Genomic DNA, 13590 nt, shown 5'->3' with positions numbered 1-13590 from the left:
GTAACATGCACACACTAAAACTTGATGATACAAACCAACTAAGCCATACATTTATTAAAATTCCTGCCACTCTTCTCCAACACTTTCGATTTCATCGTGTTGTTGCTGATGCTCGGTCGATTCAGCTGGTGCTTGACGCTGAATTTTCTTTGCTGGTGCTTGTGATCCGGAATACGCCGCAAGTTTGAATTCACCTACGGTTTGCTCCAGCGCTTGAGCCTGATCTTGCAGGCTTTGTGCTGCGGCAGCAGCTTGTTCGACCAATGCTGCATTCTGTTGCGTGGTTTCATCCATTTCTGAAACTGAACGATTGATGGTGCTGATGCCTGAATTTTGCTGTGTAGACGCTTCATAAATCGAATCCAACAGATCGGTAAACATGCCTACCACTGTCAAGATTTCATCCATATTGTCGCCAGCTTCTTCAACTAACTGTGTGCCGTCTTTGACTTTATGTACTGATTCAGTAATCAATGTTTTGATCTCTTTAGCAGCTGCGGCACTACGTTGTGCAAGGCTGCGAACTTCACCCGCTACTACAGCGAAACCACGCCCCTGTTCACCCGCACGAGCTGCTTCGACGGCAGCATTCAATGCGAGGATATTGGTTTGAAAAGCGATGCCTTCAATCACACTAATAATATCAACTATCTTCCGTGAACTAGAGCTGATCTCACTCATGGTGCTGACCACTTTAGCCATGGTTTCACCACCAGATTCACACATGTCACGTGTCGTTGCAGCCACTTTTTGTGCGTGATGCGCGTGTTCGGTGGTCTCTTCTACCATTTTGGCCATTTGCGCTGTTTCAGTAGCGGTCATAGTAAGTGAATGGGCTTGTGATTCAGTACGATTAGATAAATCAGTGTTGCCAACAGCAATTTCCTGGGCAGCTGACGCAATAGTTTCCGTTCCTTGTCGCACATGGGTGACGATTTCATTTAAACCGGACTGCATAGTTTGCATAGCTTGCATTAATTCGCCAAGTTCATCATTGGATGTTACCGGGATGTCCTGGCTTAAGTCTCCAGCAGCTATACGCTCAGCGGCAGTAACTGCAAGGCCTAAAGGGCGTGTTATGGAATGGATTAACCACCAGGCAAGCAGGCTGGAGATAATGAGTCCTCCCAGCATGAGCAATGCGGTAAATATTTGCACCATGTGAAAGCGAGATTGCCCTTGCTCATAAGTTAGCTTTGTCGCGGCAAGTTGTGACTGTGACAATGTATCGAATGATTCTGCTAGCTTGATAAAGTTATCATGCAATGGGCCTTGTAAAATCTCCATTGCTTGCTGGTAATCAGCGACTTTGAGTGCCGCAAGGGCAGGCCCAACACCTTCGGAGCCATACTTTTTACGCGCTGCTTTGAGTTCTTCTAGCGTGGATTGTTCGGAGGTCGACCATGTGCGAGCTAACAAATCGTCTTGCAGTGTAGATACCGCAGCTATGGTATCTGATATCTCTGTAATCCGACGTTGGGTGGTTGCGTTGTCATCTGGAAAAGTAGATATTTTTCCAATAATGGTTTGCGCAATTAATGATTGATTTCTGTTCATCAACCGTATGGTTTTATCCAATGCTGCTATTTTATTGACTTTGTCTGCATAAATGTCTTTAGTGGATTCATTGGCCACTCCCAGGAAATGGACTCCCATGTACCCCATAATTAGCATTGACACGGCTAAGTAGCCAACTGTAGCTATAAGTTTATTTTTTATGGTTAGATTGTTTAGCATAGTAATTTCCTTAGTCCCTTACTTGATTTTAATTGTTAAGAAAATTCAGTGGCATTAGTTATATTTAGCCAGTATTTCGCGTATGGTTGCAGCGAGCTCTTCTGCCACGAACTTGGCAACATAACCATCTGCCCCAACATTCTTGACATGGTCTTCGTTGGCAGTGCCTGTTAGTGATGAATGAATCACGACAGGAATATTACGGAAGCGTTTGTCTTGTTTAATGTTACGGGTCAGGGTGAAGCCATCCATTTCCGGCATTTCCAAGTCAGTCAGCACCAGCGCAACTTTGTCCTGTACCGTATGCCCTTCAGCTTCCGCCTGTTTGGCAATCGCAGCTAGCATATCCCAGGCTTCTTTACCTGATTTGGTCATCACGAAAGGGATGCCCATCGCAGCCAAGCCCTGCTCTATCATAGAGCGCGCAACTACAGAGTCGTCCGCAGCCAGCAGTATCTTGCCTGGTTTAAGCTGGATTTGTGGCCCTATGGTCGCAGGATTAACCGCATCTTCATCATCACCGGTGAGTCTGCGTAATATGGTTTCTACGTCCAGCACTTGTACCAGTCGTGAGTTATCTACATCACCATCCAGTCGGGCAATACTGGTGACCATGCCATCTGCACAGTTGGCTTCAGCAGATAAAACCTGACCCCAGTCCAGACGCGCAATGTCTTCAACCGATTCGACTGCAAAGGCTTGTGTAGTACGCGCGAACTCGGTGACAAGCATGATATTCAAGCCGGTTTCAGGGACGCGATTAACGATGGCGGGCAGGTCATAGACGGTTATGACTTGACCACGCAAGTTGATTATCCCCAGCATATGCTGCGGTGCACCAGCTACTGCCGTAATCGCAGGCATGGCTACGATCTCGCGTATCTTAAAAACGTTAATGCCAAATAATTCGGAACGACCGCTGATTGCGTCTTTACCTAATTGAAATAGCAATAACTCAAATTTGTTGCTACCCGTCAGGTTCGTGCGCTCATCTATTTCTTGCTGGACTGATTTCATTGTGTTCACCTTGCGTTAAATCTCGCTTTAAATACCAGCCGAACGGCGCAGTGCCATGATTGCTGTTGATACATTATTGGATGCTTTTGCATAAGCAGTACCAGAATCCAGTGCCTTGGTTGCTTTTGCATAATCTTCAGCATTAATCATATAAGCGACTTTTCCGGCTTCTTTGTGGAATTGCGCGTGTGCTGATACTACCTTATCAAATTCAGGTAAGCGACCAAATTGTGATTTGCCTTCGCCATATAACCATTTGCCTAAGCCACAGCAATTGTCAGCTGATAAGGTGGCAGCATCTACTTCGGTTTTTTGCAGGATGGCGGTACGCAGTTTGTTTTTCCATTCTCCGTGTGCGGCAATTGCGGTATTAATATCGAATGGCGTTGATGCTGCGGACAGTTGTGGGTGCCCGTGACGATGTTGTAGCTGACCTGGGCGTGGGGTAATATTTTTAGGAGATGAACCCAAGCGACTATGTGATGAGGTGTTGCTTAGTTGAAACTGATTTACCAATCCCTCAAGATTAGCGGCCTGATCCTGCAAGGATTTAGCTGCCGCTGCTGCCTGTTCTACCAATGCAGCATTTTGCTGAGTAGTTTCATCCATCTGCGTAATCGCTTGATTGACTTCTTCTATGCCTTGGCTCTGCTCACGGCTGGCGGCACTGATCTCACTCATGATGTCGGTGACGCGCTGAACGCTGTTGACGACTTCGTTCATGGTGCTGCCGGCCTGGGCGGCTTGTTTGTTACCTTGTTCAACTTTATCTACTGAGTCATCTATCAGCGCTTTGATTTCTTTTGCTGCTGCAGCACTGCGTTGGGCAAGACTACGAACTTCAGTTGCAACCACGGCAAAGCCACGACCTTGTTCACCTGCACGCGCTGCTTCAACTGCAGCATTCAGTGCGAGAATGTTGGTCTGGAAGGCGATGCCATCAATGACGCCGATGATGTCAGCAATCTTGCGGGCTGAGTCATTAATTTCGCTCATGGTGTTAACCACATCAGATACCACTGCACCACCCTTACTGGCCACTTGGGATGCGGTTTCTGCTAACTGGTTGGCCTGGCGTGCATTGTCTGCGTTTTGCTTGACGGTGCTGGTCAGTTCTTCCATCGCTGATGCGGTTTCTTCCAGTGAGCCTGCCTGCGCTTCTGTGCGGTTCGATAAGTCCAGGTTACCTGCGGCGATTTGTGCTGAGGCTGAGGCGATAGATTCCGTGCCGACGCGAACTTCGCTGACGATATCTACCAGATTTGTGGTCATCTTCTTTAGTGCTTGCAATAATTGACCAAACTCATTGCTCGAATTGATCTCAACTTTTTGTGACAGGTCGCCGTTGGCTACGCTACTGGCGATGCGTATTGCTTCTTCCAACGGAACTGAAATAGCACGAATCAAAAACATGCCAAAGCCCACCGCCATGAGTACCCCTAATACAATGCTGCTAATGGCAAAATATTTGCTCATGGTGTAGCTGTGCTGTGATGAGGTATACAGGGCTTTGGCCACATCCAGTTGTATTTGAATTAAGGCATTAACATCTTTCCGTAAAGGTTCAAACAGGTTGGGCATATCACCATTGATTTTGATGGCGTCACCTAATTTATGTGGGTCTTTTAGGGCAGCCACTAAAGGGTGCAATCCCTCCTCAAGGTATTTTTTTCGGTCGATGGTAAATTGGTCAGCCAGTTTTTGTTCGTCGGGTGTTAGATAGGTCGACGTGTATGCAGCCCATTCCTTTTCAACCATGGCGTCCTTCTCATCGATATTAGCCAATTGTTTTTGTATGTTAGCCTCGGTAGGTTCTAATAACGCAGTAGTAGTGGCAAGGCGAGTGTTTGCTAATCCTCTGATCACCAGATCGAGTTGCCCAATACATACAGTCCTATCTTCATAGACACTTTTTAGCGCATCATTGGTGGTGGACTGGTTATATAAACCAAAGCCACCAATTATGATTAATATGGCAGAAAGTAGCATGATAGCGGCTATTAACAGGTTTTTAATTTTCAGGCTCTGTAGCATTTTGTGTCCCTCGTACTTTATGTGGATTTAGTTGGTATGTAATTTTTTTGCAATTAAATCAGAAGGTAAGTGCGATCAATCCACCAGTCCCATTTCATCGCTGGCCATCAGTTTTTCGATATCAATGAGGATGAGCATACGTTCATCCAACGCCCCCAGACCAATCAGATACTCTTCATCCAGAGAACTGGTCATGGCCGGTGCGGGGCGAATCTGATCCGGTGCCAAGGTAGTAACGTCAGATACGCTATCAACCACCATCCCTACAATACGACCATGGAAGTTGAGTATCACCACCACCGTAGTGTCTTCATAGCTGGCATCACCTAACCCAAACTTCAGGCGCATATCCACAATAGGAATGATTAAGCCACGCAGGTTAATTACGCCCTTGATAAAGTTGGGTACATTGGCAATACGAGTTGGCGGTTCATAGCCACGCAGTTCTTGTACCTTGAGGATGTCGATGCCATATTCTTCATCACCCAGGGTAAAAGCGAGGAATTCCTGTGTCACAACGGCTGTCTTGTCTATTTCCAGTGTGTTTTCTTGCATGCTGTCTTCCCTTAACCTAATGAACGCATTAATGCGCCCACATCCAAAATCAACGATACGCCACCGTCGCCCAAGATGGTGGCACCTGAAATACCAGGCACTTTGCGGAAGTTGGATTCCAGATTCTTAACCACGACTTGCTGTTGCCCGACCAGACCGTCTACCAGCAGCGCAGCCTTCTTGCCGTCAACTAGCAGGATGACGACGATGCCGTCTTCTGGTGAGTTGCAATGGGTATCAATGGAGAACTGTTCGTGCAGGTAGATCAGTGGCAGGTATTCTTCACGTACCTTGATCAGTCGTCCCTGTCCTGCAACTTCTTTCAATGCCACTGTTTCAGGCTGCAAGGATTCAATGACGTAGGCCAGTGGCACGATGTAGACTTCTTCACCAACCTTGACGGACATGCCGTCAAGAATGGCGAGGGTGAGTGGCAGGGAGATGCGCATGGTGGAGCCATTGCCACGCGTAGAACGGATGTCTACTGTGCCGCCCATGGCGGCGATGTTGCGTTTGACAACGTCCATGCCCACTCCGCGTCCGGAGACGTCGGTAACCACTTCGGCGGTGGAGAAGCCCGGGGCGAAGATGAGTTGCCAGACTTCGTCGTCAGGCATGTTGTCAGAAACGGGAATGCCTTGTTGTTCTGCTTTTTTCAGGATACGTTCACGGTTCAGCCCTGCGCCGTCATCACGAACTTCGATGACGATGTTGCCGCCTTGATGCGATGCAGCCAGAGTCAGTTTACCGGTTTCCGATTTGCCTGCTTCACGACGCACTTCCGGGGTTTCAATACCATGATCGACACTGTTACGTACGAGGTGGTTGAGCGGGTCGACGATGCGTTCTATGAGGCCTTTGTCGAGTTCGGTAGCTGCGCCCTGAGTGATGAAGTCTATCTTCTTACCCAGCTTGGCAGCCAGGTCACGCACCATGCGCGGGAAGCGGGAGAAGACGTAGTCCATCGGCATCATGCGGATGGACATGACGGATTCCTGCAGATCACGGGTGTTGCGGGCAAGCTGGTTAACGCTGTTGAGCAGGTTCTCATAAACCATGGGGTCAAGTACAGCGATGCGCTGGTCTATCATGGCCTGGGTGATAACGAGTTCGCCAACGAGGTTGATGAGCTGGTCGACTTTTTCTATGCTGACACGGATGGAGCTGGATTCGGCATTGCTGTTGGTGGCAGCTTTGTCTGACTCTCGACGCTGAGGGATAGGTGCAGCGTCTGCTGCGTGAGCAGCAACGGGCGTTGCAGCTTCTATCATGGGCTCGATTTCAACTTTGATTTCATCATCACCATCTGCGCTAGCGGGTGTTTCGTCAACAACCGCTGCGGCTGCAGGAGCTGCGCTGGCTTCGGTGATTTTGAGGGTGTCGATGTCGACCACGAATGAACAGACGGCGAAGATGTCGTCGGCACTGTTTTCGGTGACGAGGGTGAACTGGCTGCCACCATCACCGAGTGTGGCGTGTGTGACTTCACCCATGAGCGCAAGCTCGGTGGTGAGGGTGTCGATGTCGCGCTGCGAGGTGGCGGGCAGGTTGACGTGGTATCGGTGCATGCCTTCGGCCAGTGGTAGCTCTAATGTCAGATCAACAACAGGCGCTGCAACCGGTGCAGCCACAGCCGGCGCACTGGCAACGGCATTGCCGAGCTCGGACAGGCGGTTGAGGCGGTCGCTGACAGTTTTGACCTGGTCATGATCAATAGCCGCGCCGTGGCGGTGGCCTTCTATGAGCATGGTAAGTACGTCTTTAGCCGCCAGAAACGCGTCTACGTGTTCGGCAGTCAGGGTGATTTCGTTTTTGCGGATACGATCAAGCAAGGATTCCAGCACGTGAGTCATTTCTGTCATGTCGGTAAAACCGAATGTCGATGCGCCACCTTTGATCGAGTGCGCCGTGCGAAATACTGCGTTGAGGTCTTCTGTGTCCGGTGCGGATACGTCTATGTTGAGTAATAAGCGTTCTTTTTCTGCTAACAGCTCTGCTGCTTCATCAAAAAATACTTCATAGAATTGACTCATGTCTACTGTCATTATTTCCCCCTTCTGGCGTTCCTTAACACAGCTTTCCTACGCTGCTTTGAAAAGCTAGTATAGCCTTATATTTAGCGGCTTTGGTGCATTTTTTTGTAGTGCAGTATGTGCAAATATTTGCACATACTTATGTTCTATGCAGGCTGATCTTAAAGTGTGCGCGAATAGCGCGGTGTAAGCTTGTCGGGTTGTGATAGATACGCATCAAAACACATGGCGATGTTGCGCAAAAATAAGCGGCCGCTTTCTGTCACTTGTAAGGTGTTGGGTGTGAGAGTGATGAGGCCATCTGTTTGCATGTCAGCAAGTGTTGCCAGTGCATCGGCAAAGTGCACATCAAAGGTGATGTTCCATTGCTGCTCAAACTGCGATTTATCCAGCGTCAAATCACACATCAGTTTGGTAATCGCATCGCGCCGTAATCTGTCTTCATAGCTGATGCGTATGCCACGCTCAGTGGCTAAGCCACCCTGGGCTATGCGCTGTTGGTATTCGGCCAGATTTTTGGCATTTTGCACATAAACTTCATCTGTCTGGCTAATGGCGGAAACACCAAATGCATAAATGTCGCAGTCTTTATGGGTAGTATAGCCCTGGAAGTTGCGATACAAAGTTTGCTGTTGCTGGGCTTTTACCAACTCGTCATCGGGTTTTGCGTAGTGATCCATGCCGATATAAACATAACCTGCGAGTCCTAGTCTATCCAGTAACAATTGCTGCAGCGCAATGCGCGTAGGCAAATCTGGCAAGTCGGATTCCTGTATCAGGGTCTGGTGCTTTTTTAGCCATGGTACGTGGGCATAATTAAAGACGGCCAGCCTGTCGGGTGACATGGCAATAATCTGAGTTAATGTATCGTCAAAACTGGCCACAGTCTGATGCGGCAAACCCACCATTAAATCCATGTTGATACTGGGGATGCCTGCATCACGCATCCAGCCATAAACTTCATGTATCAGTTCGACAGACTGTATGCGATTGACGGCTTGTTGTACGGTGAGGTTAAGGTCTTGCACGCCCAGACTGACACGATTGAATCCGCTATCTGCCAAGGCTTGTACATGCTCATGGGTGAGTTCGCGCGGGTCAATTTCGCAACCGATTTCGGCACCTTCTGCAATGTTGAAGTGTGCACGAATATGCGCTATTAAGCGGCTGATATCATCAGGATGTAAATAAGTAGGTGTGCCGCCGCCCCAGTGTATCTGACGGACTTTGCGATCAGGCGCGGTTATCTCGGCGATGCGAGTAATTTCCTGGAATAAATAAACCAGATATTCGGTTGCTTTGGTGTAATTCCGAGTTGCAACCATGTTGCAACCACAGTAGTAACAGAGCGTGTCGCAGAAGGGAATATGGACGTATAGTGACAAATCCCGCCCGCTGCCTTGGGTTTGTTGCAATTCTACTGACCAGTCTGTGGCACCAAATGATTCTGCAAAATAGGGTGCGGTCGGATACGACGTATAACGTGGTCCGGGCTGGTTATATTTTTCTAGTAGAGATGCGGAAAGCTTCATGATGTTTTATATCGCAACAAATAAGGATAACTTTATCTTAAATTTACTAATTTATCTATGAAGAAGTGTGAGTTAATTTAATCGATTCAACAGTTGTTGGTGTATGCCACCAAAACCGCCATTACTCATGATCAGTATGTGGTCATGCGGGAGCGCAGCATTGACGATGGCGGTAACGAGTTGCTCCATGTCGTGATATACCTGTACACGTTTACCTAATGGCGCAAGCGCGGCGGCAACATCCCAGTCCAGATTGGCGGCGTAGCAGAAAACCAGATCGGCGCTAGTGAGGCTGCCAGCCAGGGCGTCTTTCATTGCGCCTTGCTTCATGGTGTTGGATCGAGGTTCGAGCACTGCAATGATGCGGGCATCGCCAACTTTGTTACGCAGCCCGGCCAGTGTGGTGGTAATAGCGGTTGGGTGATGAGCAAAGTCGTCATAAACGGTGATGCTGTTGACTACACCGCGAATTTCCATGCGGCGTTTGACGTTTTCAAATTTGCCTAGGGCCTCGCAAGCTACTGCAGTAGATACTCCCGCATGGCGTGCGGCAGCAATGGCAGCGAGTGCGTTATGCACGTTGTGTGCGCCCATTAAAGACCAGTTTACGTCGCCCTGTTTTACACCATTGAAATGTACGCTGAAAGAGGATTCGCCGCCCTGTGCGCTCCAGCCATCCTGGCTGCCTAGCCATTCAACCGGCGTCCAGCAACCGCGGGCGATGACGCGTTTGAGGCTGTCTTCGGTGCCATTGGCAATGACCAGTCCTTGTGATGGTATGGTGCGCACGAGGTGATGAAACTGGGTTTCTATGGCGTGTAAATCAGGGAAAATATCAGCGTGGTCATATTCCAGATTGTTGAGTATGGCGGTGCGCGGATGGTAGTGGACGAATTTTGAGCGCTTGTCGAAAAAAGCGGTGTCGTATTCGTCGGCTTCGATTACGAAGAACGGTAAATCAGTTAAGCGCGCTGAAATACCAAAATTCTGCGGGATGCCGCCCACCAGAAATCCGGGGTTTAAGCCGGCATCTTCTAGTATCCACGCCAGCATCGAGGTAGTGGTGGTTTTGCCGTGGGTGCCTGCAACAGCCAGTACCCATTTATCATGCAGTACGTTTTCAGCCAGCCATTGCGGGCCTGAAATGTAGGGCAGGTTCTGATTCAGTATAGCTTCCATCAGCGCATTGCCGCGTGTCACGACATTGCCGATGACGAATACGTCAGGCTTGAGTGCCAGCTGGCCCACGTCAAAACCTTCTATTAAATCTATATCTAGTGCACGTAACTGGTCGGACATCGGCGGGTAAACATTGGCATCGCAGCCCGTGACTTTATGTCCTGCGGCACGGGCTATCGCCGCTATGCCACCCATGAATGTGCCGCAGATGCCGAGTATGTGGATGTGCATTAGTTTAATCCTGCGCCGTCGCTGAGTGTGTTTTTGCTCAAATCGACCATGATGTTGCGGCCTGGGATGACGGTGGCGATGGCGAGCAGGAAGATTTCAATAAAATCTGTACGTTCCTGTTCCGGGATTTCGCTGGTGCGATTAAAGGTGCCGAACATGGAGTCATGGAATGCGGCAATGTACAGGATTTGTTTTTTGAGTTCAGCCACATTAAACGGGTCTGCATTATCTCCTAGCTGAGCAATAACAACCTCACCCAGCTTTTCCTTGATGGAGGTATAAAGATGGCGCATGTATTCGGCTGCGCTTTGACGGCCATTTTCATCCTGAAGCGTGAAATCGGCGCTGACCATTTGGCCTTCTTTGGTTTTGAGGGTGACGCGTTTTTCTATCGGGGCGCTGGGTGTGCTGTTGGGTTGAATGATGAGGCTCATGGCATTTCCTTAAAAATTATTTTTCAATTGTACACAACCACCGTTAAATCAGCACCCATAACCATAATGGCAGGCTGATTAGGAAGAGTACGGTACTCCAGGCGATAGTGAGTGCGACAGCTTCAACGTCGAGCTGATATTTGTCAGCCAAACCCAGTGCCATTAACATAGTAGGGACGCTGGATTCTATGACCGCGCCAATTTGCGCTTCACGCAGGCTGCCGAAGTAATAGCGGGCAATGAGCCAGGTCATCAATGGCAAAAGTAATAGTTTGAATAGTGAAACGGTGAGTACGGCTGAGTTTGGTACCAGCTTGCGCCAGGGAATGGTTAACCCTAGCATCAACAGCATCACTGGGACAGTCGGCTGTCCAATAAAGCGCGCAGCGTGGATGAGGGGTGTGGTATCCACAGGCGTCAAGCTTAAACTGGCGCCGAGCAGAAATGACCAGACTGGTGGCAACATCAGCCAGGTTTTAATGGGATTGCTGATACGAACATTGCTACCGCCTAGCCGTATCGCCATCCATACTCCCAGACTCCAGAGCAGTGGTGTTGCTGCACCCATGTCGGCAAATGCGGCATAGCGTGCGCCTTCGTCACCAAACAAAAAATGCAGCAGTGGGTAACCCATAAACAGCACGTTGCCAAATGTACCGCACAGTAACAAGCCTGTTTTAGTTTGCTTGCTCAGGTTCGCGCCAAGTGGGGTGCGGAATAGTAAAAGGTAGAGCAATCCGCCGCCTAGCAATATGCCTGTGGCTAATAAGGCGGGCACAGAAAGCAGTTCGGTGGTGATGTGGGCGCTGGCAGCGGCGGCAAACAGCAAGGCGGGGGCAAACAAATTGATGGTGATGGTCGCAATGTGGCTACGGATTGCGCGCACCTGGTCTGCGGTTAAATAACGTCGCCAGACGCCACCACTGATAACCAGTAAACTCATCGGCAGCATTACTTCTAAAATTAATTTCCAATAATATTCTAAGGACATGGCGGCTAATACAAATCAACTGGTTATCGTTATATTAACATTACCGCAGCAACAGCACCGACAAACTGATTGACATAGTGTAAATATAACACTATCGTTATGGTGTACACACTACACTTAGGTAATTATGGCGCCTTACTGTTATGAATATCCACACCCTGCAGTAACTACGGATATTGCTTTGTTTACGCTGCGTGATGATCAGTTATCGATACTGCTGATTCGTCGGCGTGCTGACCCATTTCAGGGTAGCTGGGCGCTGCCTGGCGGATTTGTTGACCCTGATGAATGTCTGGAAGACTGTGCTTTGCGTGAGCTGGCAGAAGAAACGGGGATTACTGGGGTATATCTGGAGCAGCTTTATACATTCGGTAAACCTGGCCGCGATCCGCGTGAGCGCATTATCAGTGTGGCGTACTATGCACTGGCACCATATGAGGCGCTTGCTCCGGTTGCGGGTTCAGATGCAGCAGAGGTTGCATGGTTTACGTTGGATGCATTGCCTGCGCTGGCATTTGATCATGCCGACGTTATTCAACTGGCGCAGCAGCGTTTGCGTGCCAAGCTAGATTATTCCACTGTTGCATTTGGTTTGGTGGAATCGACATTTACCTTGGGTGAATTGCAAAAAGTGTATGAAATCATACGTGGTGAAGCATTGGATAAACGTAATTTCCGTAAACATATTTTGAGTTTGGGTGTGTTGGCAGAAACCGGTGAAGAGCGCTGTAACGGCAAGCACCGCCCGGCAAAACTCTATCGCCTCGCCCATCCTGGCGCGGTTCAGTACATTAAATAACGAGGTCGCCATGCAAACCTTATTTCAGATGCCTCATACCCCTAAAGTTATTGCGCCACCCATGGTGGAAGAAGTGCTGGGTGCCGATGAGCGTGCGACGTTGATTGCACACATCAAAACCATGATGGCGCAGCAAAATGCGGTGTTGGTGGCACACTATTACACCTCGGCAGATTTGCAGGATTTGGCTGATGCGACTGGCGGATGTGTATCAGATTCGCTGGAAATGGCGCGATTTGGGCATGCTCATGCAGCCAGCACCATACTGGTTGCCGGCGTTAAATTCATGGGCGATACTGCGAAAATTCTTAACCCTGAAAAGCGCGTACTGATGCCGGACTTGAATGCGAATTGCTCATTGGATCTGGCATGTCCCGCGGATGAGTTTTCGGCTTTTTGCGATCAGCATCCTGATCGTGTCGTGGTGGTTTACGCCAATACATCTGCGGCCGTTAAGGCGCGGGCGGACTGGGTGGTAACTTCCGGCACCGCAGTCAAAATCGTTGCGCATTTGCATGCTTTAGGTCAAAAAATATTGTGGGCACCTGATAAGTATTTAGGTGATTACGTGCAGCGGACCACGGGCGCAGATATGTTGTTATGGCAGGGTTCCTGTGTGGTGCATGAGGCGTTTAAGGCGAAAGAGCTAGCTGCGATGAAACTGGCGCATCCGGATGCGGCAGTGCTGGTACATCCGGAATCTCCCGCTGATGTGATCGCATTGGCAGATGTGGTCGGTTCGACCACGCAGATTATCCGTGCTGCGCAGACTATGCCAAACCGTGAATTTATTGTGGCAACGGACAATGGCATATTCCATAAAATGCACGCCGCTGCACCTGGCAAAGTGTTTATCGAAGCACCAACCGCAGGCGTGGGTGCAACCTGTAAAAGCTGCGCGCATTGCCCGTGGATGGCGATGAATGGTTTGCGTAGTCTGGCACATGTGCTGGAAACCGGTGTAAATGAGATTTTAGTCGATAGCGCGACACAGCAAAAAGCGGTGTTGTCGATACAGCGGATGCTGGACTTTGCTGCGCAGCACTAG

General features: G+C 49.2%; 11 protein-coding genes. 2 read left to right on the top strand and 9 right to left on the bottom strand.

Going from position 1 to position 13590, the window contains the following annotated elements; all coding sequences use genetic code 11:
• Window positions 1-54: 54 nt before the first annotated feature.
• The 9 genes from SFSGTM_RS14720 to SFSGTM_RS14680 all read right to left on the bottom strand — a co-directional run bounded on the left by SFSGTM_RS14720 (window position 55) and on the right by SFSGTM_RS14680 (window position 11695).
• Window positions 55-1737 carry a methyl-accepting chemotaxis protein gene (locus tag SFSGTM_RS14720; RefSeq protein WP_162085814.1) on the bottom strand — a complete coding sequence of 561 codons (1683 nt, stop codon included), beginning with the start codon at window positions 1735-1737 and terminating at the stop codon, window positions 55-57.
• A 54-nt stretch (window positions 1738-1791) separates the two neighbouring features.
• On the bottom strand, window positions 1792-2754 hold the full coding sequence (locus tag SFSGTM_RS14715) for a chemotaxis protein (RefSeq protein ID WP_162085032.1): 963 nt from the start codon (window positions 2752-2754) through the stop codon (window positions 1792-1794).
• Between the two features lie 27 nt (window positions 2755-2781).
• The gene (locus SFSGTM_RS17230; RefSeq protein WP_162085813.1) at window positions 2782-4788 is read right to left on the bottom strand and encodes a methyl-accepting chemotaxis protein; all 2007 of its coding nucleotides are present in this window, start codon (window positions 4786-4788) and stop codon (window positions 2782-2784) included.
• 75 nt (window positions 4789-4863) lie between these two features.
• Window positions 4864-5343, bottom strand: a complete 480-nt coding sequence (locus SFSGTM_RS14705) for a chemotaxis protein CheW (RefSeq protein ID WP_162085036.1) — start codon at window positions 5341-5343, stop codon at window positions 4864-4866.
• Between the two features lie 11 nt (window positions 5344-5354).
• On the bottom strand, window positions 5355-7388 hold the full coding sequence (gene cheA / locus SFSGTM_RS14700; protein WP_162085037.1) for a chemotaxis protein CheA: 2034 nt from the start codon (window positions 7386-7388) through the stop codon (window positions 5355-5357).
• A gap of 149 nt (window positions 7389-7537) precedes the next feature.
• Complete coding sequence (gene hemN, locus SFSGTM_RS14695; RefSeq protein WP_162085812.1) at window positions 7538-8908, bottom strand: oxygen-independent coproporphyrinogen III oxidase; 1371 nt, start codon at window positions 8906-8908, stop codon at window positions 7538-7540.
• A gap of 72 nt (window positions 8909-8980) precedes the next feature.
• On the bottom strand, window positions 8981-10318 hold the full coding sequence (gene mpl / locus SFSGTM_RS14690; protein ID WP_162085811.1) for a UDP-N-acetylmuramate:L-alanyl-gamma-D-glutamyl-meso-diaminopimelate ligase: 1338 nt from the start codon (window positions 10316-10318) through the stop codon (window positions 8981-8983).
• A complete protein-coding gene (locus SFSGTM_RS14685; protein ID WP_162085810.1) occupies window positions 10318-10752 on the bottom strand; it encodes a hypothetical protein in 435 nt (144 codons plus the stop codon). The genes mpl and SFSGTM_RS14685 overlap by 1 nt, the downstream gene beginning before the upstream one ends.
• Before the next feature lie 43 nt (window positions 10753-10795).
• Window positions 10796-11695, bottom strand: coding sequence for an AEC family transporter (locus tag SFSGTM_RS14680; protein WP_162085809.1), 900 nt, complete (start codon window positions 11693-11695; stop codon window positions 10796-10798).
• Between the two features lie 175 nt (window positions 11696-11870).
• Here SFSGTM_RS14680 and SFSGTM_RS14675 point away from each other — a divergent pair, with 175 nt between their 5' ends.
• Window positions 11871-12542 (top strand): NUDIX hydrolase, encoded by a 672-nt coding sequence (locus SFSGTM_RS14675; protein ID WP_162085808.1) that lies wholly within the window; start codon window positions 11871-11873, stop codon window positions 12540-12542.
• 10 nt (window positions 12543-12552) lie between these two features.
• On the top strand, window positions 12553-13590 hold the full coding sequence (gene nadA, locus SFSGTM_RS14670) for a quinolinate synthase NadA (protein ID WP_174237424.1): 1038 nt from the start codon (window positions 12553-12555) through the stop codon (window positions 13588-13590).

Source organism: Sulfuriferula nivalis (assembly GCF_009937995.1).
GTDB classification, from domain to species: domain Bacteria; phylum Pseudomonadota; class Gammaproteobacteria; order Burkholderiales; family Sulfuriferulaceae; genus Sulfuriferula; species Sulfuriferula nivalis.
The sequence above is the reverse complement of the archived record's forward strand: the minus strand, read 5'-3'. Positions and strand labels throughout refer to the sequence as shown.